At 65.9% G+C, this 20,589-nt stretch carries 25 protein-coding genes; 6 read left to right on the top strand and 19 right to left on the bottom strand.

Annotated features, from left to right (window positions below; genetic code table 11):
• Positions 1 to 22 precede the first annotated feature (22 nt).
• Positions 23 to 337 (top strand): hypothetical protein, encoded by a 315-nt coding sequence (locus tag MKL09_RS07215; RefSeq protein WP_244019187.1) that lies wholly within the window; start codon positions 23 to 25, stop codon positions 335 to 337.
• A 132-nt stretch (positions 338 to 469) separates the two neighbouring features.
• On the opposite strand, the gene MKL09_RS07210 is transcribed toward MKL09_RS07215, so the two are convergent.
• From MKL09_RS07210 to MKL09_RS07195, 4 genes are all read right to left on the bottom strand, one after another.
• Positions 470 to 1,600 (bottom strand): DUF2336 domain-containing protein, encoded by a 1,131-nt coding sequence (locus MKL09_RS07210; protein WP_244019185.1) that lies wholly within the window; start codon positions 1,598 to 1,600, stop codon positions 470 to 472.
• A 124-nt stretch (positions 1,601 to 1,724) separates the two neighbouring features.
• Positions 1,725 to 2,078, bottom strand: coding sequence for a hypothetical protein (locus tag MKL09_RS07205; protein ID WP_244019184.1), 354 nt, complete (start codon positions 2,076 to 2,078; stop codon positions 1,725 to 1,727).
• Positions 2,079 to 2,149: 71 nt separating this feature from the next.
• Positions 2,150 to 2,611: a GNAT family N-acetyltransferase gene (locus tag MKL09_RS07200; protein WP_244019183.1), complete on the bottom strand. Its 462-nt coding sequence runs from the start codon at positions 2,609 to 2,611 to the stop codon at positions 2,150 to 2,152.
• A gap of 74 nt (positions 2,612 to 2,685) precedes the next feature.
• The gene (locus MKL09_RS07195) at positions 2,686 to 3,213 is read right to left on the bottom strand and encodes a hypothetical protein (protein WP_244019182.1); all 528 of its coding nucleotides are present in this window, start codon (positions 3,211 to 3,213) and stop codon (positions 2,686 to 2,688) included.
• Positions 3,214 to 3,411: 198 nt separating this feature from the next.
• Here MKL09_RS07195 and MKL09_RS07190 point away from each other — a divergent pair, with 198 nt between their 5' ends.
• Positions 3,412 to 3,597 carry a hypothetical protein gene (locus MKL09_RS07190; RefSeq protein ID WP_244019181.1) on the top strand — a complete coding sequence of 62 codons (186 nt, stop codon included), beginning with the start codon at positions 3,412 to 3,414 and terminating at the stop codon, positions 3,595 to 3,597.
• Between the two features lie 153 nt (positions 3,598 to 3,750).
• Here the strand turns inward: MKL09_RS07190 and MKL09_RS07185 are convergent, their stop codons facing one another.
• The gene (locus tag MKL09_RS07185; RefSeq protein ID WP_243950450.1) at positions 3,751 to 4,257 is read right to left on the bottom strand and encodes a MucR family transcriptional regulator; all 507 of its coding nucleotides are present in this window, start codon (positions 4,255 to 4,257) and stop codon (positions 3,751 to 3,753) included.
• A 370-nt stretch (positions 4,258 to 4,627) separates the two neighbouring features.
• Between MKL09_RS07185 and MKL09_RS07180 the strand changes: the two genes are divergently transcribed.
• On the top strand, positions 4,628 to 5,038 hold the full coding sequence (locus MKL09_RS07180) for a PaaI family thioesterase (RefSeq protein WP_244019180.1): 411 nt from the start codon (positions 4,628 to 4,630) through the stop codon (positions 5,036 to 5,038).
• Between the two features lie 51 nt (positions 5,039 to 5,089).
• On the opposite strand, the gene MKL09_RS07175 is transcribed toward MKL09_RS07180, so the two are convergent.
• Positions 5,090 to 5,794 carry a glutathione S-transferase family protein gene (locus tag MKL09_RS07175; protein WP_244019179.1) on the bottom strand — a complete coding sequence of 235 codons (705 nt, stop codon included), beginning with the start codon at positions 5,792 to 5,794 and terminating at the stop codon, positions 5,090 to 5,092.
• 168 nt (positions 5,795 to 5,962) lie between these two features.
• Here MKL09_RS07175 and hemF point away from each other — a divergent pair, with 168 nt between their 5' ends.
• Both hemF and MKL09_RS07165 read left to right on the top strand, forming a co-directional pair.
• Complete coding sequence (hemF, locus tag MKL09_RS07170; RefSeq protein WP_244019178.1) at positions 5,963 to 6,895, top strand: oxygen-dependent coproporphyrinogen oxidase; 933 nt, start codon at positions 5,963 to 5,965, stop codon at positions 6,893 to 6,895.
• Positions 6,896 to 6,905: 10 nt separating this feature from the next.
• Positions 6,906 to 8,024, top strand: coding sequence for an ATP-dependent RecD-like DNA helicase (locus tag MKL09_RS07165; protein WP_244019176.1), 1,119 nt, complete (start codon positions 6,906 to 6,908; stop codon positions 8,022 to 8,024).
• Positions 8,025 to 8,812: 788 nt separating this feature from the next.
• Here MKL09_RS07165 and MKL09_RS07160 read toward each other — a convergent pair.
• From MKL09_RS07160 to MKL09_RS07140, 5 genes are all read right to left on the bottom strand, one after another.
• On the bottom strand, positions 8,813 to 9,013 hold the full coding sequence (locus MKL09_RS07160; RefSeq protein WP_244019175.1) for a hypothetical protein: 201 nt from the start codon (positions 9,011 to 9,013) through the stop codon (positions 8,813 to 8,815).
• Complete coding sequence (locus MKL09_RS07155) at positions 9,004 to 9,180, bottom strand: hypothetical protein (RefSeq protein ID WP_244019174.1); 177 nt, start codon at positions 9,178 to 9,180, stop codon at positions 9,004 to 9,006. Before MKL09_RS07155 ends, MKL09_RS07160 begins: the two co-directional genes overlap by 10 nt.
• Before the next feature lie 110 nt (positions 9,181 to 9,290).
• Complete coding sequence (locus MKL09_RS07150) at positions 9,291 to 9,632, bottom strand: hypothetical protein (RefSeq protein ID WP_244019173.1); 342 nt, start codon at positions 9,630 to 9,632, stop codon at positions 9,291 to 9,293.
• On the bottom strand, positions 9,629 to 10,018 hold the full coding sequence (locus MKL09_RS07145) for a hypothetical protein (RefSeq protein ID WP_244019172.1): 390 nt from the start codon (positions 10,016 to 10,018) through the stop codon (positions 9,629 to 9,631). The genes MKL09_RS07150 and MKL09_RS07145 overlap by 4 nt, the downstream gene beginning before the upstream one ends.
• Complete coding sequence (locus tag MKL09_RS07140; protein WP_244019171.1) at positions 10,015 to 10,407, bottom strand: hypothetical protein; 393 nt, start codon at positions 10,405 to 10,407, stop codon at positions 10,015 to 10,017. Before MKL09_RS07140 ends, MKL09_RS07145 begins: the two co-directional genes overlap by 4 nt.
• Positions 10,408 to 10,772: 365 nt before the next feature.
• On the opposite strand from MKL09_RS07140, the gene MKL09_RS07135 reads away from it, so the two are divergent.
• Positions 10,773 to 11,699 (top strand): hypothetical protein, encoded by a 927-nt coding sequence (locus tag MKL09_RS07135; RefSeq protein WP_244019170.1) that lies wholly within the window; start codon positions 10,773 to 10,775, stop codon positions 11,697 to 11,699.
• Between the two features lie 81 nt (positions 11,700 to 11,780).
• Here the strand turns inward: MKL09_RS07135 and MKL09_RS07130 are convergent, their stop codons facing one another.
• From MKL09_RS07130 to MKL09_RS07095, 8 genes are all read right to left on the bottom strand, one after another.
• Positions 11,781 to 12,134 carry a hypothetical protein gene (locus tag MKL09_RS07130; protein WP_244019169.1) on the bottom strand — a complete coding sequence of 118 codons (354 nt, stop codon included), beginning with the start codon at positions 12,132 to 12,134 and terminating at the stop codon, positions 11,781 to 11,783.
• 350 nt (positions 12,135 to 12,484) lie between these two features.
• The gene (locus tag MKL09_RS07125; protein ID WP_244019168.1) at positions 12,485 to 13,687 is read right to left on the bottom strand and encodes a flagellin; all 1,203 of its coding nucleotides are present in this window, start codon (positions 13,685 to 13,687) and stop codon (positions 12,485 to 12,487) included.
• 170 nt (positions 13,688 to 13,857) lie between these two features.
• Positions 13,858 to 16,446, bottom strand: coding sequence for a phage tail tip lysozyme (locus MKL09_RS31935; RefSeq protein ID WP_279605723.1), 2,589 nt, complete (start codon positions 16,444 to 16,446; stop codon positions 13,858 to 13,860).
• A 29-nt stretch (positions 16,447 to 16,475) separates the two neighbouring features.
• A complete protein-coding gene (locus MKL09_RS07115) occupies positions 16,476 to 17,591 on the bottom strand; it encodes a phage baseplate assembly protein (RefSeq protein ID WP_244019166.1) in 1,116 nt (371 codons plus the stop codon).
• 1 nt (position 17,592) lies between these two features.
• Entirely contained in the window at positions 17,593 to 18,129 is a 537-nt protein-coding gene (locus tag MKL09_RS07110) for a hypothetical protein (protein WP_244019164.1), read from the bottom strand.
• A gap of 216 nt (positions 18,130 to 18,345) precedes the next feature.
• On the bottom strand, positions 18,346 to 18,537 hold the full coding sequence (locus MKL09_RS07105) for a hypothetical protein (RefSeq protein WP_244019162.1): 192 nt from the start codon (positions 18,535 to 18,537) through the stop codon (positions 18,346 to 18,348).
• A 228-nt stretch (positions 18,538 to 18,765) separates the two neighbouring features.
• Positions 18,766 to 19,104, bottom strand: a complete 339-nt coding sequence (locus tag MKL09_RS07100; RefSeq protein ID WP_244019161.1) for a hypothetical protein — start codon at positions 19,102 to 19,104, stop codon at positions 18,766 to 18,768.
• Positions 19,105 to 19,106: 2 nt separating this feature from the next.
• A complete protein-coding gene (locus MKL09_RS07095) occupies positions 19,107 to 19,775 on the bottom strand; it encodes a hypothetical protein (RefSeq protein WP_244019159.1) in 669 nt (222 codons plus the stop codon).
• Between the last annotated feature and the right edge of the window lie 814 nt (positions 19,776 to 20,589).

Below are 20,589 nucleotides of genomic sequence, written 5' to 3'. Positions count from 1 at the left end.
GATCTGCGAAGGAGCCCGTCCGATGACCTTCCTGCTGCGCGCCGCGCTGGTGATCGGCGCGCTCTCGTACCTGGCGCTTCTGCGCAACGCTGCGGATCCGGCGGCGGAGACCCGCAAGCTCACGGGATCGGTGGCCGCGGGCGCCAAGGCGACGCTGCCGGCCGCCCTCGACGCGGTTCCGCCCGAGACCCGCGACCGGGCCGTGCGCGCCGTGCTGGCCCGGGGCCTGATGGCGGAGCTGAGCCGCCTCGCCGGCGTGGACGAGCCCGCCTCGAACGACACGCTGGAAGCCGCCGACCGGCAGCCCGCCTGGCATGGTCCGGCGGAGCCGCGCTGATCCCACGCGAAACATCGGGTTTCCAAAGGGCGAGCCTTTTGGTGGGTTGTCAGGGCGAAGCCCTGATGAAGAAGGGCTCCGCCCTTCACCCGCAAAAGGGCTGAGCCCTTTTGAATCCCTGCCTTCCGTGCCTCAGCCGGCCTCGCCGCCGGTCGCCCGGATAGTGCGCATCGGCAGGGGCGGGCGCTGGACGCCGGCGCGCTCGGGGCCCTGGCGCAGCTTGGCCTCCGGTCCGTGCAGCGGCTGGTGGGCCTCGCTCCGGCCCCGCTCGGGCAGGGGGGTATCGAGGATCGCCGCGATCAGGTCGCGGGAGGCCGGCCGGCTCACGGTGCGGAACAGGCGGACCAGGCCGGCCACCCGTTCGGCTGAGCGCGCCACGCCCTGGTTCAGCGTGAGGAAGATGTAGACCGCCTCCTCCTCGTGCAGGCCGGCGGCGCGCAGGCCGAGCGTCAGCAGGTCGTAGCGTGCCCCCGGATCGGCGACCACGGTGAGGAAATCATGGGCGACGCCGAGGCCGTCGGCCAGGGCCGCGATGAAGGTCGGGACATCCTGTGACGCCGAGAGGCCGGTCAGGGTCTCGCCGAGGCCGCGAGGCGGGGGCGGGCAGGGGCGCAGGGCGGCGGTCGCCTCGACGGTCCGGCCGATCACCTCGCGGCGGATCGGGTCGGCATGCAGGTAGAGGGGCACGAGGTCGGCGGCCGAGACATCGGGGCGGGCCAGCAGCAGGCGCGCCAGTTCGGCGACGCTGCGGCCGCGGCTCACGAGCCGGGCGAGCGCCGCCCCGCGCAGGGTAATGCCGACATTGGCGGCGAGCGCCAGGTCGATCTCCGGGCGACCTTCGCGGGAAAGCTCATCGACCGCCTCGCGGCTCAGCCCGACCCGGGTGGCGATGCGGGCGGCGATGTCGGAGCCGTCGGCCAGCGCGGCCTCGATCAGGCGATGGCTCAGAACCGGGGCGAGCGTCACCACCGTGTCGCGGACGGCGCCGCCCCGCATGGCGAGTGCCTCCAGGACGGCGGGCGGCGTCTCAGGGAAGGGGGCGAGCTTGCTGGCGACGACCTGGGCGGTCTCGTCGTCCACCCGGGGGATCAGCCCGCAGGCCAGGGATTCGAAAATCTCGATCTCGGCTCGATCCCGGCCGGGTGCCCGAACGAACAGATCGGTCTGCACCCGGAGGATCACCGGCTTGAGATCGAGATTCTCGATCCGTGCCAGTTCGAGGAGCCCGGACAGGTCCGGCGGAGCGTCGACGGATGGGGGCATGAGGATCGGTTTACGCAAGACTGCAGTAAGCTGACGCTAACCGCATCGACGTGAATCGACCTTTAAGCCGCCCTCCCCGGGACCGTGCCGTCCTGCATCATCCCGGGATTCCGCGGCGTCCCGTTCAGTGCGTTAGCCAGAGGGCGAGGGTCAGCACCACCGCGATCGCCGCGATGGCGCCCGCGAAGGCCGGCGTGATCCACGGCGTGCGCTGCTGCATGATCCCGGCCGCCGCCTTCTCCGAAGGCGCCCGCTCGTTCTGCCGCGCGAGGCGGACTTCCTGCGAGGTCGGCGGCGCTCCTCCGGCCTCCTCGCAGGTGCCTAGCGGCGCGGCCCCGACATCCACATGCGGGACCTTGTCGCCGGTCCGCCCGCTGTCGATGTCGCCCTTGAGCTGCGCCGAGGTCGGGTTGTCGGAATCCGGCGGCGGATCGGCCTGCAGGTTCCCCGGGGAGGGTGGGGTCTCGGATCGCAGCATCGGTTGAACTCCAGTATCTCCGGGTCAACGTCCGATATGTGCTGCCGGCTGTGCCCATGGTGTCGCGGATCTCAAGTCTCCGCGGATCCCCGCTTGAGCAACGGGCGCGCGAGGATCTGCCCGTCGTCCGTAAAGCCCGCCGCGACGGCGAAGGCGTGCAGCGCCTCCTGTCCGGTCCCGATGTTCAGGACCAGCCGCTCGCACCCGGCCTGCCGGGCCGCCCGCGCGGCCGCCTTCAGCAGCACTCGGCCGATGCCCCGGCGCCGGGACTCTGCCGCCACCACCAGGGTCGTGATCAGGCCCGTCGCCCTCGACGCCTCGAGGGTGCGGATGGGAGCGAGCGCGATCAGCCCGCTCGGCGGACCCCATTCCACCGCCACGAGTGCCGTGCCGCCGCTGCCCTGGAGCGCGTCGAGCCGGGCCGCGAGATCCGCCGCGCCGACCGCGAGGCCCGCCGCGCCCAGCAGCTCCGCGAGACCCGGCGCGTCGGGACCCGCGGCGGCGCGGATCTCCAGCCCGTAGCGATTGCCCAATCCCCGCTCCCGTACCCTGCTGCCGGGCGTTCAACGCAGGTCCGCGCAAATCGATCGCGCCCGGGCGATCGGCGTCAGACCCGCCGCCAGCCCGGCTGCGACGGGTCGACCAACGCATAATTCACCGGCGCCACCCCGCAGATCGCGATCACGGCCGGCTCGCCGCCGTCGCGGACCACGCCGTCATAATGCGGCGTGCCCGCCACCCGGCGCACGAAGCTCCCGGCCTTCACGGGCACGCAGGCCGCAGGGTCGAAATCCGGCCCGCTGTTGCACCACCACGTGCCGGACAGGATCATGCAGAACCGGTCCGTCGTATAGGTGTGCGGCGCGCTCATGTAGCCCGGCCACCAGCGGATCAAAGTATAGTAGAGGCCGGTGCCGTTGATGTCCCCGGTGAGCGCGCAACGGTCGGCGCTGCGCTCGGGATAGCCCTTCGTCGGCATCCACGGGAGCGCGTCCGGCGCCAGGATGATGGTCTGCTCGGGGTTGAGCGGGCTGGCCTGCGTGGTCTCGGCCAGCAGAAGCGGCAGGGCTCCGAACAGCGAAGCCGCCAGCAGGTCGCGGCGGCTCGCCTCCGCGCCGGGTCGCGTATCCGTCATCGCGCGTTCCATCCCTCGGGTCGGCGGCTCGTGGTGTCCGCTCTCGCGGCGTCACCGTCCCACCTTTCCGCCGGGGCCTGAAGGCCTGCGGCTTTCCGGTCGGGCCGTGCTGTCACGGAGCCGGCGGCATCGGGCGCGGAACGCGTGCGGCGCTGAAGGCTTTGCTCGGCAATCGCGAAGTCGACGGGAGTGCGCAGCATGACGAGCCGGGTGCCGGACCGGACCGAGGACGGGCAGGGCGGTGATGCGCCGGCGGATGACGGGCGGTCGACAGCGCCCGGTCGTCAGCCCGAGGCCGACAAGCCTGAGAAGAGCGAGGCCGAAAAAGTGGATACGGAGCGTGCCGCCGGGGACGTGGCCGACGATCTCGCCGATTTCGCCTGATCGGTCTCGTCGGCGCTGCGCGGGGCCTGTCGCTCGAGCGAGCTCCGGATGTGAAGAGGGTTCGGGCGGCACGCTCGAGCCTGTGCCGCCCGGAACCATCGGCCGGATCGAGGCCCCGGTATGGGGGCGCTCAAGATCAGACCGCTTGCGTGATCAGGCCGTTTCCTTGGCCTTGCGCGGACGGGTCGCCTTCTTCGGCTTCTCGGCCGGCTCCTCCTCGGGCTCCGGCGCCGGGGCGGCGGCCGACTTGCGGCGCTGCTGGCCGAGGCCGAGGCTGCGGGCGAGTTCGGAGCGTTGGGCCGAGTAGCTGGCCGCCGTCGAGGGATAGTCGCGCGGCAGGCCGAAGCGCTCGCGATACTGCTCGATAGTCAGGCCGTTGCGCGACAGGTGGCGCTTCAGCGTCTTGTACGGCTTTCCATCGATGAACGAGACCAGCGCGTCCGGGGTCACCGACTTGCGGATCTGGGCCGGCGTCGGCTTGTCGGCCGTCTCGGTGACGGCAGCCGCGGGCGCGGAGAGCTTGGCCAGAGCCGCGTGAACGCCGGCCAGGAGCGCGGGCAATTCGCTGATCGGGACGGAATTGTTCGAGACATACGCGGACACGATGTCCGACGCCTGCTCGATAAAGGTCTGCTGCTGATCTGTGGCGATGTCGTCCATCGATGACTCCCTTTATCCGACGGTGGGGCACGGTTCTATCGTCTGTGCAACAAAATCAAGTCGTCGTCGAGATTTTCTTTGCACAATGCGTCGGCCATGAACACGCATATTACTCAAACCCTCGGTGCAGCTGCAATCGTTGCCCGAGCAAACCGACAGCGGCGCGCCGCACTTGAACGGGATCGGGTCCTTGCGGACCGCCTCTGTTACGCCTTTGGCCACCGCCAATCCGGCTGCTTCGTCTGCGAAAAGCCGTGGCCGGTCTCGCAACGGACCGGAAACACGTCGCGTCAGGCGGGATCCGCCGCGCGGGATTGTATACTGCTCGCACGACGACGCTGTCAGCAGGACGAGATCTGGGGAAATCGGCGTGGACCAACCATCAGAGCAGGGCACGATCTTCGGAGCCCACATCCCGTTCGTGAACCATTGCGGGATCGAGGCCCTGGACGTGCGGGAGGGCCGCACCCGGCTGCGCCTCGCCCTGCGGCCGGAACACGCCAACAATCTCGGGATCGCGCATGGCGGCGTGATCTGCACCCTGCTCGATGTCGCCCTCGGCACGGCCGCCCGCCTCAAGGCCGGGCGGCCGGTGGTGACCCTCGACATGCAGACCCGGTTCCTCGCCCCGGGCCGCGGGACCCTGATCGCCGAGGGCCGCATCACCCGGGCCGGGCGCTCGGTGATCTTCTGCGAGGCCGAGATCCGCGACGCGGACGGCGCGCTGGTCGCGAGCGCCACCGGTCTGCTCAAGCCCGTGCACGAGAGCGCCCTGGGCTGACGGCGCGGGCTCCAGTCCCGCGAATGCGAACGCCGAACCGAGGGAACTGTCCTACGCGGTCTTCAGGTGATCGAGTTCCGTCAGCCCGCTGCCGCCGTCGGCATAGGCGGCCTTGAAGCTCGCCCGCTCCTGCCAGCGCCGCCACAGGGCGTCGAGCTGCTCGAAGCGCTCGTCGAGCGGGGTGGCGCAGACCGGGAACTTCGAGAACGCGATCGCCGTGCAGAGCGTGATGTCGGCAAAGGTCGGCTCATCGCCGCCGAGCATCCACGAGCGGCCGTCCGCCAGGTGGCGGTCGACCAGCGCGGCGTGCCCCAGCGCCTCCTTGCGGCAATGCTCGCCCCATTGCGGGTTGTGCGTCAGCTCGAGCTTCGGCCCGAGCCCCTGGTTCAGCACGTGGAACATCGTGGTGATGCGGTAGAGGATGTGCACCCAGATCCGGTTGTCCCACATCGTGTCGAGCCCCTGGTCCAGGGGCGTGTCGCCGGTGATGCGCCGGCCCGGATGGGCCGCGTCGAGGTAGCGCACGATCGCAGCCGTCTCGGACAGCACGGTCCCGTCGGCGAGCAGGAGGGTCGGCGTCTCACCCCAGGGGTTCATCTTGAGATGGCGCCATTGCCGCTGCTCGCCCCCCGGGGCCATGTCGTAGATCACCTCGTCGAACAGGTGGGCGATGCCCTTCTCGTGCGCGAACAGGCGCAGGCGCTGCGGGTTCGGGAAAGCGGAGGGCGAGGTGAAGAGGCGGAGCGTGTCGGCCATGGGCTCGGGCTGTCCTGACGGTTCGAGGCGGCGCCGTACCGGCGCGGGATCGAATGATCTAGGGCGGCGATGCCGCGCCGGCTCGGGACTACGGCGCAGGGCGATGCGGCAAACCGAATTGATGCGCACCGATTGACGGCCCATCGGCACAGTGGGAAAGCCTACCGCATGACGATGCCGGACGACGCCCGCGCAGCCCTGACTGCCCCCCTGTCCGAGGCCGACGTGACGGCCATGAAATCCGAGGCCGCGGCGTGGTTCGCGTCCTTGCGCGACCGCATCGTCGCGGCCTTCGAGACCCTGGAGGCCGAGGCCGAGGGGCCGTTCCACCCGGATGCCCCAGCGGGGCCCGGGACCTTCGTGAAGACGCCCTGGGACCGCACCGACCATACCGGCCAACCCGGCGGCGGCGGCGTCATGGCGATGCTGAAGGGTCGGGTGTTCGAGAAGGCCGGGGTCCACATCTCCACCGTCCACGGCGAGTTCGCCCCGGAATTCCGCGCCCAGATGCCCGGGGCCGCCGAGGATCCGCGCTTCTTCGCCACCGGCATCTCGCTGATCGCCCATCCGTGGAACCCGCATGTGCCGACGGTGCACATGAACACCCGCTTCGTAGTGACCACTAAGGCGTGGTTCGGCGGCGGCGCCGACCTCACCCCGGTTCTGGTGCGGCGGCGCAACCAGGACGATCCCGACAGCCGCCACTTCCACGCCTGCCTCGAACGCGCCTGCGCGGCCCACGGCGTCGACCATGCCCGCTACAAGGCGTGGTGCGACGAATACTTCCACCTCAAGCACCGCAACGAGCCCCGCGGCATCGGCGGTATTTTTTATGATTATCGCTGGACCGGCGATGCGCAGGCGGACTTGGCCTTCACGCGCGAGGTCGGCGGCGCCTTCCTGGAAGCGTATCCAAAGATCGTCCGCGACAATGTCGGGACCGCCTGGACCGAGGCCGACCGCGAAGAGCAGCAGGTCCGGCGCGGGCGCTACGTCGAGTTCAACCTGCTCTACGACCGCGGTACGATCTTCGGGCTGAAGACCGGCGGCAACGTCGCCTCGATCCTGTCGTCCCTGCCGCCGACCGTGCGCTGGCCATGACGGAATCGCTGTGAGTGCGGGATTGCCCGCCGCCTACGCTCCGCAGCAGGATGCGGCGCTGAAGGCCATCGCCGCCTGGCGGCGGGACGGCGGGAGCCAGGTGTTCCGGCTGTTCGGCTATGCCGGCACCGGCAAGACCACGCTCGCCCGCCGGATCGCCGAGGATGTCGACGGCACGGTTGTGTACGGCGCCTTCACCGGCAAGGCCGCCTCGGTGATGCGCCAGAAGGGCTGCCACGACGCCGCGACGATCCACTCGCTGATCTACCGCACCAAGGAGGCGGAGGAGGGCGGCCCGACCTTCACGCTGAACCGGTCCGGCGCGGCCGCCAAGGCCGACCTGATCATCATCGACGAATGCTCGATGGTCGATTCCGACCTCGGCAACGACCTTCTGTCCTTCGAGCGCCCGGTGCTGGTGCTGGGCGACCCGGCGCAGCTGCCGCCGGTGCGGGGTGGCGGCTTCTTCACCGAGGCCGAGCCCGACGTGATGCTCACCGACGTCCACCGCCAGGCCAAGGACGACCCGATCGTCCGCATGGCCATGACCGTGCGCGAGGGCGGCCGGCTGGAGATCGGCACCTACGGCCAGAGCCGGATCGTCTCCCGGCGCACGCTGGACCCGGCCGAGGTGCTCGAATGCGATCAGGTCCTGGTCGGCCTCAACAAGACCCGCCGCCTCTACAACAACCGGCTCCGGGAGCTCGCCGGCCACACCGATCCGATGCCGGCGGTGGGCGAGAAGCTTGTCTGCCTGCGCAACGACCGGGTGAAGGGCCTGCTCAACGGCTCGACCTGGACGGTCCAGGCCCTGCGCGCGCCGCCGCGCCCGGACCTGATCCGCCTCGACGTGGTGCCCGAGGACGACCCGGCGCTCCGCCGCCGGGCCACCGACATCAAGGTGCTGCGGGCGATGATCACGGGGAGCGACGAGGAGATCCCGCTGTTCCTGCGCCGGGAGACCGACGAGTTCACCTACGGCTACGCGCTGACGGTGCACAAGGCGCAGGGCTCGCAATGGGATCGGGTGACCCTGTTCGACGAATCCTACGCCTTCCGCGAGCACCGCGCCCGCTGGCTCTACACCGGCCTCACCCGGGCCGCGCAGGCGATCACGATCGTGGTCTGATCGGCACCCGCGCATCAACATCGCTTGTGAAGCCCGACCGCGCGTGCTAGGCACCGCCCGTCTCATCGAGGCGCCTCGCGGAGAGGTGGCAGAGCGGTTGAATGCACCGCACTCGAAATGCGATTTCGGCCATCCCGCCACCTCCCAGCCGATCCGACAACGTCCTGCCTTGCATAGGCATTTTCGGGTCCTCGCCTAGTTCTCATCCCGTTCCATCCTGGCCTGTGCTACCGAGTTTGGTAGCAAAAGCGGTAGCGGATGGACGCTGTCTGTTCCGGTAGCTGGGCCACCCGCACGGAATGCGCGAGTGACTATCTGGGTCTACCTTGCCTATCGCCGTGAAACGGTCGGCGACAGGGTTTAGGTCAGAGATGTCGGAGTGCTGCCCGGGACGCGCGAGGCGGCGCGTGAGAGCGCCCACAACTTGGTCCGGAAGCGTACCCAGAACTAATGGTTGACCTCTGGGTTGTCGGTCCGAGCCTGCCCCTACGGTGGAACACCACGATCGGGCGGCAGCCCTTCGCAGAAAGCGACCGTAGATCATGTTCGACCTCGCCTTCACCGTCGCCTACTCGGCCGGTGCGTTCATGGCCGTTGGGGTGATCCTGCGAGGGCTTGCAGCCTAACCCTAAGCCCAGCTTAGCCTTCGCCAGCTTGGCGAACCCTCGGCCGACCGAGTCGCCAAGTTGGCGACTTGAACCGACCCAGATCCGCGTTCGTCGTAGTTGCCGATGCAGATGCCAGCCTAGCGCCTGCACCCGATGGAGGGGGTGGCGATCCACCACCCCCTACCGGCACAGCACCGGCATCGGCGGGATCGCCGGCACGCCGCTGACCGTTCGAGGCATCGGACCGCTGCCGATGGCCATGAGCGTCCGCAGGCTCCGGGTGGCGTAGTAGTTCGCCCGGCGCATGTCGTGGGTGGCACGGCGGACCCGCCTCGTGTGCCACCACACCAACGCGATGATGAACGGGCTGATCAGGCGCATAGCGTGCCCTCCCTCAGGCCCCGGGCCATCGCGGCAGCGAACCGCGCCTCGATCTCGGCTCGGTCGGCTAGAGCCCGCGCCACGATCTCGTCTTCCGAGAAAATCGCTTGATGCAGCCGCTGGACGATGGCCTGGACACGCTCCGCCTGCCGGATCATGCCGGTCAAGGCCTCGCTGTCCCGGGTAAGCGGCGGAACTGGCGCCGCTTTTCGCGGCCGTCGGAACCGCTTGCCGGCAGGTGGTACCACCGCGAGGTAGGACGGTAAGGGGCGAGTGCTCATAATCCGCCCTCCCGCCAATCGCAGCCTACGGCGCTGAGCACCAAGGCCGCCCGCGTCGAGGGTGCCTGCACCGGTAGGTCTGCCTTGCCCGCCGCGTCCTCATGCCAGCGGTAGGCCGCGCCGTGCAGCTCGTACCACTGGCGGTCCATCGTGCCATGAAGCTCGATCTGCGCCCGATAGTGCTCGAACGCGATCCAGTTCGCGTACTCGCGCATCAACCGCTCGGTGACAGGCGCGGCTACGGCGGTTGGCGCCCCGATGAGCGTCACGCCGCCGCCGATCAGGGGAAGCGAAACAAGGCCGCGGAGGAACCCGCGGCGACCGTTGAGGGACGTCATAATCCGACCCCCGAGTTCATCGTCGGGAACGACTTTGCCCACATGTCCTCGGCTTCTACCGAGGTCAGCGGACAGCCCACGGTCGAGAGTACCAACGGCGCCCGCAACTGCGCTTCCAAACCGAAGCGATCCATGTCGAAGTCGCGGGGGAAGTGGTAGCTCGATCCCGGGTTCACGCAGGGGATGAAAGTCCCCTCGCGCATGCCGACCGAACTTTGGATGGCCCGCTGCTCATAATGCAGCCACGCCATGTAGGTGGCGATCATTCCTGGCGTGACGGGCTTGGCAACCGCGGACGGTGCGCCGATGAGGGCCACACTGCCGCCGACCAGCGGGAGCGTGGTGAGGCCGCGCAGGAAGCCGCGGCGGTTGGCGGGACCGCTCATAAGCAGCCCCCGTAGCCCGAGAAGCCCTGATCACCGATCGCGTCGTAGTCGGCGATGCCGTTGTCGTCGGTCAGGCCCTCGGCGTCATGACCGTCTTCCAGATCCGGATCGGGGCTGAGCGCATCAAGTAGAGCCAGATCCGCCTCAATCCGGTCGGCGATCCGGCGGCGCAGCTCGCGGACGCGCTGGGGGTCGGCATCGGCGAAGAAGCTCGCCAGCCCGATCTGGATGTCGGCGATGGCCAGGTCGGCCGGATCGGCGTCGCGGCAGGCTCGGATGGCCTGAGAGACGGGGCCCAGCTGCCGGCCGAGCCCCTCACCTAATAAGGGCCGAGGGTTGCCGGACTGGGGTAATAAGGGCGTGCGTGTGCTATGGGCGTGGATAGCCATTCGCGTCACTCCAGGACGTGTGCGGTTAGGGCCTTCCAGGAGGGTGCAAGCTCTTGGTCGGCCCGTTCTTATCTGCTATCATCAATCCCGATGTCAATAGCCGATAGCAGAAAACCGCGGGGACGCCCGCCCACCGGTATCGGCAAGGCCATTGGCCTGCGGCTGTATCCGGAACTCGACGCCTCGTTGGAGGCCTGGATTGCCGACCAGCCCGATCCGAAGCCCTCTCGTCCGGAAGCGATCCGATATGCCCTCACAGACTGGCTCACCGGCCAGGGCTACGTGCGGCACCGTGAGGATCCTGAGGGGGCAAATTAACAGAAAATTAGTCGAAATTGACTGCATAGATCTAATGGAGCACCTCGTTGCAGTTGCCTTTTAGGTATTTAGATAGCGTCGCCTTTATTTTCTGTCGTGCTCCAGAAGGTTTGCGCCCAATAGGAACTGGTTTCTTTATTGAATTGGTTGATGCCTATGATGGCGCGGCCATCATGTCGAATTATTTTGTCACAGCGCGTCATGTAATTGAGAATGCGACCAGCAAATTGGGCGCCCAAAGCATTGTTATCCGCGTGAACGAGTTGCGAGACGGCGTGAAAGAAGTGGAGCTGCCTGTAAGCGAATTTTTTCAAAGTCTGAGAGAAGGCTCAGCAGACGTAACGATTGCAAGATATTCGACACCGAGCGCACTATCCGGAATTGCACCAGTAGCGCTTTGGAAAGAACCAATATTTGCTGATATGAATATCGGCATAGGCTCAAAAACACTCACTGTTGGCCTGTTTCATCGAATAATAAACAAAAATCGGAACGTTCCCATAGTTCGAACTGGTTCAATCGCCGCAATGCCATTTGAGCCTATAGATACTGGCTATGGTGATGCGACAATGTATATTATTGAAGCAAGATCAATAGGAGGTTTAAGTGGAGCGCCGGTTTTTGTTGAGATACCGGGCTGGGAAAAGCCAAAAACATTTACTGGTGTGACCGAGAATTATTTCGGCGGCGTTCCGGGAAGGACGCCCGGATTGGCGTTTGAAACAAAAATAGAAATGACAAGCACTTACAAGCTTATTGGTCTTACGCATGGTCACTGGGACGCACGATTGTCAGCTCAACCTAGTGGGCGGTATGAAGTTTCCCGAGAAGACCTTGAGAGGATTAATGAGGGTCTTTCGCTTGTAACTCCTGTGGCACGAGTGCGGGAGCTGCTAGAAGAAGATCACATGAGAGAAGAACTTGAAACTTATGCAAAAAAATATCTTGAGACATTTAAAAACCGCGGGAAATAAGACAATTTCGATCACACAGAATAGCGCTGATGAGATCCTAGTTTAAGTGCCGGCACCGTCAAGCGCCGGCACTACCCTGAACTACGCGGCCTGCCGCTGACCCTCAAAGATCAGCTTCAGCGCCCGCGCGGCGCGCCCATAGGAGCTTGAGGCCCGCCGCCCGGCCTCGTAGCCGTCGCCGTACCGCTTCACAAAAGCCCAGACCTCCGAACCATCGATACCGGGCAGGCAATCGGTGCAGTTCCAAAGCAGACCGCAGAGCACGCTCAGCGGCACAGGCTGTTCGCGCACCTCAGCCACGGGCTCCGGCATGCCGGGCCGCCAGGAGCGGAGATCTTCCACCGCCGCGATGAAAGCGTCCCGGAGATCGCCGGGTGCGTGGCCACCGGCGGCGGGCTTATAGCGGGACGAAATAAGGATGGGCTTCTTCGACATGGTAAGGGCTCCAACAACAGACACACGTGGATCGTGGGCTGCCGATATGCCTCTCCGGAAAACCGGGAGGCCCTTACCGCGAACAGGAGTGCCCGGAGCTATCTTCGGCTGAAACCGGGGCCTGCCGACCTCAGCGCGGATATGGCCGCGCGTCACAGATCGCACTCGATCTGAGCGAGCGAAACTCGCCAGACCGCAGAAGCAACTTAGCTTGGTTGATAGCCGTGACAAGCCCAATCTCGACAACGCCATCCCGGCGGCTATCCTGCCGGGCCGCGCTGAGCTGAAGTCCACAACGCGAAACGGCCGGGGTGATGGCCCGGCCGCTGCGTCGACAATGTCGCAAAAGACTACCGCAGCAGCTGCAGGATGCCCTGCTGAGCAGTGTTGGCCAGCGATAGGGCCGAGATGCCCAGCGATTGACGAGTGGACAGGGCCTGCGAATTTGCGGCTTCCGCGTTGAGGTCGGCGGCTGTAAGGTTCGAAGAGCCGGTGTCGAGGACGTTGACTATGTTCTTCGTGAAATCCTGGCGGTTCTGCACTACTGACAGGTTAGAGCCGAACGTAGAGGCATCGGTACGTAACTGGCTCGATGCAGTCGTGAGCTTATTCAGAGTCGTGTTGACGTCGGCGTTGAGCAGGAAGTTGCCCTGACCAATCGTCGATGTATTGTTCGATGTACTGGTGATCGACGTCAGACCGAGGCCGCTCGATGTTTCATCGGTCGCAGTAACTTGAAGGTTCGAGTTGCCCTTCGGGTTAAAGTTGATAGTCAGGTTATTGTTGGTGCTCTTGCCGTTGATCAGGTTCGTGCCGTTGTAGCTTGAGTCGCCTGCCAGCTGATCGATCTGGGTCAGCAAGCTGTTGTACTGCGAAGCCAGCGTGGCCCGGGCCGACACGCCCGACACGCTCAGATCCGAGCTCTGACTCGCCATTGTGGTCAGCGTGGTCGTTCCGTAGCTGGGACCGGAATTCGCCGTGCCGGCCGAAAAACCGAGCGCCGTCTGACTGGCCGTGTCCTTGAACTCAAGATCCGAGGAAGCATTCATCACGATCTTAGTGCCGTCGGTGCTCTTCGTGAAGCTACCGGCGCCAACAGCTGTATTGAGCTTGGTGAGGGTCTGATCGATTGTATCGCCAGTCGCTAGTGAAACGGTGGTGGCGGCGCCATTGATATAAAGGTTTAGGGTAGCGGCGCCAGTTGGGGCAACATAGGTGCTTGAGGCAGTACCCGTGGTGGTGATCTGAGTAGACAGCGCTTGGTTGGCGACCGACTTGGCCTGATCAACCAATTTCTGGATTGAGGTAATGCCCTGGTTGGCGGCCTGGATCGACTGGATACCGTTGGAGATACCATCAAGTAGATTGCCGAGATCACCGGAGCGCTGACTGAGCGACTGGGCCGTGAAGAAGTTCACCGGGTTGTCGAGGGCCGAGGAAACCTTCAGGCCGGTGGAAAGCCGGTTCTGAGTGGTCGCGGTCAGCGCAGCCGTATCCTGCAACGACAGCAGGTTCTGACGGGTAGCCGCGGTAAGCGTGACACTGGAAGACATTGGTTACGCATCCATCATTGAGCGTGCACCGCTTTTTTGCACGACAAGATGAACAAAATCTTATTGCGCCCGTGAGCAGAGAAACCATTCGCTCCGTGAGGCAGCGATTTCAATCTCTGTCTCTACGCGCTCGTCACTTGATCGCTGCCAGAACGGCAGGGCTGCAGGCCTCATTCCGCCTTCGCCATCTGCCGCCCGTGGTTCTGGACGATGTCGCGGAAGAGGCTGCCGGTGGCTGAGGTCGTGACCTTCGCGTCCGGGCCAGCCTTCTGCACGTTGACGGTGACGGAGCCGTTGTTCTCGACCTTGGGTCCGGCCACGACACCGGCACGGCCGGCTGAGGCATCGAGACGGCCCTCGCCCTGCTGCATCGCCTCGAATGCCTTCCGTGCCTTCTCCCGGGCCGCCCAGCCGGCGCCGTCGGCCTGGCCACCACGCAGGCGGTTGGCTTCCTCCATCGTCACGCCAGGCGCGTCCTTCATGCTGTTGGGCTTGAGAACGCGCGGCGCGCCGTTCGGTAGGAGATCGCTGTCTCCTGCGAGGCTCGGCAACCGACCTGCCGTCGCACCAGCCTGGTCGCGACGCAGGCGGTCGAGGAACGGCTTGCGGAGCTGATAGGCGAGCGCGTGCTTCTGCGGGTTCTCGTACTTTGAGATGACCTCCTTAAGGGTGTCCTCATCGGTGGGTGCCGCCATCATCGCGCGATAGGCACGGTTGTGGCTGACGGCCCCCGGGAGGCCCAACATCTCCATGCGGTGGTACTGCTGCTGGACACCGACGTCCGTCCACGGTTTGCCCTGGGACTCGGCGTACCTCTTCAACAACGGGAAGCGGGGGTTGCCTTTGGCGTCGCTCCACTGGGCAGTGCCGTGGGCGTGGCCGCTATCGCCAACGATGCCGGGGTCCAGGTTCAATCCCGACTCGCCCTGCATGCCGGCGATCATGGCCTGCGCCTTACCCTTCGGCATACCGAGGCCACCCTCAGCGATCGGGCGCTGCAGGTAGTCCATCCACGAGGCTATGCGAGAACGGCCGGCATCCGTGAGGCGTCCTCGAGCCGCCCGCCGGCCGTCGTTGCCGGTGTAGTCGCCAGACGGCTCAGTAGCGCCACCACCACCGATGCTGGGAAGGCGAGGCGTGCCACCGCCGAGGCCGTTGAAGCGCCCAGCCCCAGGACCAGCAGGGCCAGCCTCGCCGTGATAGCCCGGACCGGATCCGCCGCCGGGCAGGTTCGCACCGCGACCGAGCCCAGGCAGCCGCCCAGAGCCACCACCGCCCGTGTAGGCCGCCGACTGGATCCGAGCACCACCGAACAGCCCGTCGCCGTCAGCGGACGATTTCTGAGCCGTAGCACCCTGCTGTGCCTTCATCTGCTCGGACAAGCCGTCAATCGATCGACGCAGCTTCTCCGTCGACTCCCTATAGTCGCGGTCGCGCTCCTCAGGCGTGCGGGCCTTCAGGCGCGCCAACTCGGCCTCCGCAGCCGTGAGCTTCTGCTGCGCCGCCTCCGGGCTGTCGAGCAAACCCATCCGCTGCTGGGTCCGGCCAATCAGGTGCTGCGAGGCTTCGTTCGACACGTCCCGCAGCTTGCGCAGGCGGTCGACCTTCTCCTGGGCGTCGATCTCATCGTCACCGGCCAGGGGAGCGAGCCGGCGGGCGAGCGGGCCAGATCCACCATCAAGATGTCGGTACGCCTCGACATACCGACCTTCGTTGAAGCTCCGGATCGCTGCCGCAATCTCCTTCACGTCATCCATGAGGGGCTTCACCAGCGCGGTGGTCGAGAGCAGCACCTGCTTCGCCGAGTCGCCGGCCCCCTTCCAGTCGATGGCGTTCAACTCGCGAGAGACATCCTGCAGGCCAGTGCGTAGGCCCTTCAAGAAATCGCCGCGCTGGTCCTTGGCGATGCCGTCGACCCACTGGGTGAACTCGCTGGCGAACGGCAGCACCTCGCGAGCGATCGTCGTGCCGATCGTCTGCATCGAGGTGCGCAGGTCGGCGATGGCCTGTTCGAACTTCTCAGCCTGCAGGATGGCTTTCGGGTCGAGCGGGCCGAGCCGCTGCTTCTGTGCGTTCCACACGTCGGCCAGCTTGCCGAGGTGACCGTCAGCGATGCGCCCGAAGTCCGAGTTGCCGAATACGTGCTGGGCGAAGATCCCCCGCTCGACCGGGTTGCGGATTGTCTCCATGAAGGTGAGGCTCTTGCGGAGCTTCTCGCCCTCGTCGGTCGTGCCACGGATGTCCTGGGCGAAGTCCTGGAAGGCCTTCCGCCCGGCCGCGTCGGTGCCCTGCCGGTTGATCCACTGGTAGGTCTCACCGATGCCCCGGCTGAACTCGCGCATGTTGCCGGCGAACGTCTTGGTGCCGGCGGCTACCGCGTCCTGCTCCAGCCCGAACTTGCGGGCGACGGCACCGAAGGTCTGAAGGGTCCCAGCCGCTACCCCGGTCTCGCGCGAGAGCGCCCCGAGGCTCGACAGGTTGCTGGAAAGCTTGCTCAGCGACATCGCCACTCCGGCGACCGCCGCACCGGCCGTCAGACCTGTGACGCCCACGGTCGCCAATGCGGGGTTCAGGATCGTCGTCGCCGAGCGTGCCGTGGTCTGGATCGCGGACTCGGCCTTGCCCATACCCTTCGCCAAGGCCTCGCCGTGGCTGGCTCCCTGCCGGGAGACATCGAGAAGCTGCGCCCGCAGGCTCTTCAGCGGACCCGAAAACCGGTCCTCAACCTCCGCACGCATCCGCAAGGTTTCATCGGCCATGGCGGCCTCCTATCGTGTCTCGGGTTCGGTCAGGTGTAGAGGCCGGGCGGGGTGCCGCCGGAGACGCCTTGGCCGGCGTTGGATTGGGTCTGGCCGCCACCGTTGTAGGCCTCCGGCAAGACCAAGCTGATGTCGGTGGTGGTGCCCTGCGGGCCTTGGCTGGCGGTCACGGCCTGGATCGCCAGCAACATCCGGTCCTTGGTGAACAACATCGGCGAGTAGACCGACACGACATCGCCGATGTGCTCTAGCCAGAGGCTGTTCTGGTCCTTGAACCAGCCCTGGACCTTGATGTTGACGTTGATCTGGTTGGCGAGGTTGAAGCCGTTCTCGTGCTGGGCGCGCAGCCGCATGTCGGTCTGATCACCGGGATGCTCGGCGATGAAGTGGAACGGTGCGTGCTCGGTCACCGCCGAGTTCCTCACCGTCGCGGTCACGTCCCTGGAGGCATCCCCGAACGTCTGATCGTTGCCCGGCTGCTGGCCGATGGACTGGATCTCGGAGAACGCGTCCTGATAATCGAACACCGCGTTGGCCGCGAGGATGTTGCGGCCTTCCTCCAGCTCGGCGATGGCCCCGGACTTGGCCTTCAGCCTGTAGCCGACGATATCCGCGCCCTGGCCAGGCAACAGGTAGATGTTCCGGAACCGACACAGGCGCTCGATGAAGGCGAACACGCTCTCGCCGGCCAGCACGTTGACCTTCGGGAAGGCCTTGTCGGCGTCGGTCGTGTCGCCCTTCAGGCTGAACTTCACGCCGTAGGGCTTGAGCACGGCGTTTGCGATCTGGCTCAGCGAGTAGCCCATGAATTCGCCTTGGTTGTGATCGACCGTCGCGCGGGCGATCACCTGCGAGCGGGTCGTGCCCGTGATCTGCAGGCCGTGCTCCTTGGCATCGTAGGCCGGCTGCCGGCCGGTGATACGCCCCTCGGAGACGGCCTGGCGCCCGCCCAGAAGCACTTCGCAAGCATCACCGATCCCGAGCTTGAGGTCGGCAAAGTTCGGGGCGGCCTCGGCCGGGGCAGCTGCCGTGAAGGCGAACTTCGGGAACAGGTCGACGCCGGACCGGGTGACCGACACCGTCTGCCAGTTGAGGTAGTTCTTGCCCTTTACCTTGATAGAGGCGACTTCCTGCGGCTTGGGCATGTCAGGCAGCCTCTCGACCAGCGCCGTCGCCGGCCAGACGCTGCACGTCATGCTCGACCGACAGCTCCTCCAGGATGGCCACCAGTTCGTCGTAGAGCAGCGCCCGGATCGGCTCGGCCTCCCGCTGCATCACCAGCCGCGGAGCGACCCGGGAGGCCAGTCCCAGGATCTTGTTGCGCACCCGGGACAGACCACCGGTCATGATCGCGATGGCGTCGTCGATCAGCACCACCCTGCCGGTCGCGATGTCGTTCTTGATCTCGGCCGAGATAGCGAGCGCTCGATCCTTCCGGGCTCGCTCTTGGGCCGGGTCGAGGTTGCCAACCGGGATTTCAGGCGTGGCCTTGAGATGCGCGATGTAGGCGCGCACCACTGGGATCAGCGGATAGCGTCCGCGCTCCTCCTTGGGCAGCACGTCCTCTGCCACGAGCTGCTGAACGCGACGGGTCGTCATGTCGAGCACGTGTGCGATCGTCGTCACCGGCACCATCAGCGCGGCGTCGGCGGCGGCATCAACGGTGGCAGATTTCGCTTTCAACGGCCGATTTCCTCGAAGCTACGATGTCAAACTCAATTTGAGACTGCGAAGCGAAACGCGCTGTAAAAGTTGATACCTGCGGAGTTATCGAACTCGCGCGGACCCTCGGGCCTGACCACCCCGAACAGGGACCCAGGGACTCGCATGACCGGACACCCTCCAACGGGGAGTGCCAGCTGGGTCCCGCCGCCGCCCCTGGAAGTGAGGGACGGCTGCTCACCGCATCCCTGCCGATCGCCATGCCCTGCCACGGGCCTCAGCCTCCTTGGCCGTCTCGTGCAGAAGGTCGGACCGGATCGGCGCCTGCTCCACGTTGCCGATGCCATGAGCGTCACCGTGATCGACAGGCGTGGTCTCGATGACCGGCACGTCGGGCTGCGCGGTGGTGTCGGGCTTGGTGGTGGCCATCAGGGTCTCCGGCTGGGGCTGGGAAGGAGACCGCAGCGGGGTGACCCCACCGCCGCGATCTCCCGGGATCCCTGCTTGGTCAGGGGTTGCAGTCGTGCCGGCCTTGGCATCCCTCTCCATGGCCATGGGTTCGAGGGACAGGCTGGCTTGTCGCTGTTGGGCTGACTGCATCGCCCTCAATGGCGCGGGTGAAGGAGGCCCTCTCGGGTCTGGCCCACGCAATCTCGTTCAGGCGACGCGACGCCAAACTGACTGGTCGTGAGCGCGGTGCTCGGCGCCAACGGCATGCTGGCGGGCACGGGCATCGTAGCTACGACCGTCGCGTGTGACCTTGATCTTGGCGCCGGCAAACTCAGGCGGCACGTCAACGACATGGCGCACGGCGCTTTGGCCGACGCTCTCACGCGTCTGAGTGGCCGCGGCCTCGTCCCGGCGGTTCTGGGCCGACCAGGCGGCCATGCGCTCGGCCTGAGTGAGCTTACGCTCGGGAGTCGTCGGTTCGGGCTTGTTGAGCACGCGGCGCCAGAAGGCGACGTTCTCGGCGGTTTCCTGTCGGGTGATGGTCATGCTCAGCGTCCCGTGTTGAGGCTGATGGGGAAAGGAGTGACGACCCAGATTGGAGTGGCGTCACGGCCCAGGCCGGGCAGCTTCACGCGGCTGGCAATGGAGGCGTGAGGCTGATCAGACCGGCCTTCCCAACTGCAGCGGGGCTCGCCGGGCGGCACCGGCTCGGCGCCGTCGGGCAAGGCGTAGTTGGCGGCCTCGATCAGCGCGGCCCGCTCGCGGATCTTCTCCAGCAGGGGCACTAAGCGCTGCGCCTCAGTCACATACTGGTCGGCCAACGTCGCGACCTCTGCGGAGGCCTTCATGGCCTTGCGGTGCAGTTCCTTGCGGCGTTTCTGCTCGGCCTCGTGCGTGGCCTGGGCGTTAATCTCAGCGATCACCGCGGCGGCGTGCTGAACCTCCAGCTGGTCGAGCCGGATCTTGGTGACCGCGATGCGGTGATCGAGGTTGGCCACGTCGTCGGCGCTGCCCTTCAGCAGCACGCCGGAACGACTGGCCTCCAGAGCATCGCGCTCGGCCTGGGCGGCATCGCGTTCGGCAAGGATCTGCGCGGCAGTCCGCGGCGCGGGCGGTGTCGGGTACAGCACGACCTTGCTGGGCTCGAGGCCGACCACCGGGGCGAGGGCGCGGTCGTGACGATCGTGGCGGACGTTGACTGTCGGGAGCGCGTTCATGCCGGCCATCCTCACGCTGCCTGACGGAGAGCGGGAGCGGCCGGAGGCGTGCGGGGACCGTCGTCGGGACTGAGCCGGACACCGTGACGGGCCAGGTGTGCGCGGACGCCCTGGCGCACGTATTCTGAAACGGTCTGGCCGCGCTGGCGGGCAGTAACCTCTACAGCTCGGGCGAGATCTGTCTCGACCTTCAGCCGGAGCAATGCGTCTCTTCGAAGTGGATTAGTCATCGTAAGTGCCACCGCGTTGCAGTTGCGTGGCTCTTACAGTGCTATCTTGAAGACCTGTCTGCAACAACGGCGATCATACCAGCCAATGCCAGGTGCGTGTCCGTCGTTATGTTCTGTTGTTTAGTGTTATGTTTTGTTGCGGCTTGGCTGAGTTATTCTGTCGCACATTTTTTACAGAGTTGCTTCATCAACCGCCCCATTTGGATGGCGCCCGATCGCGTTCTGGCTGACGACTAGGTTGGTCCGGCCTTCTCTTGATCAGGCGCGTGATGATGCAGACCGATGCCAACCAACTCACTTCTAGAACGCAGACCTTGAGGACGATGTCAGCCAAGACATCACCGAACATGTACCCATTGATGGAGCCAGCCACTCCTGCGGCTAGCGCTATGGCTGTCACGATCGGAACCAGCAGATGCCAGCTTAATAGCACTCCGCACGCAGCCCCTAGCAGGGCGATCAATAGATATCCCATACGCTACCACCAACTCCCGCTTAATCCCCCTAAAGCGAGGAAGAGCCAGGATGGTACAACGGTAGCGTGCATAAGGCGATGCAGAATTTGTTGCGACAAAAAGAACAAT

Origin of the sequence: Methylobacterium sp. J-048 (assembly GCF_022829515.1) — a bacterium.
GTDB lineage: Bacteria > Pseudomonadota > Alphaproteobacteria > Rhizobiales > Beijerinckiaceae > Methylobacterium.
Note: the sequence above shows the minus strand (reverse complement) of the source record. Positions and strands in the feature narration are given on the sequence as shown.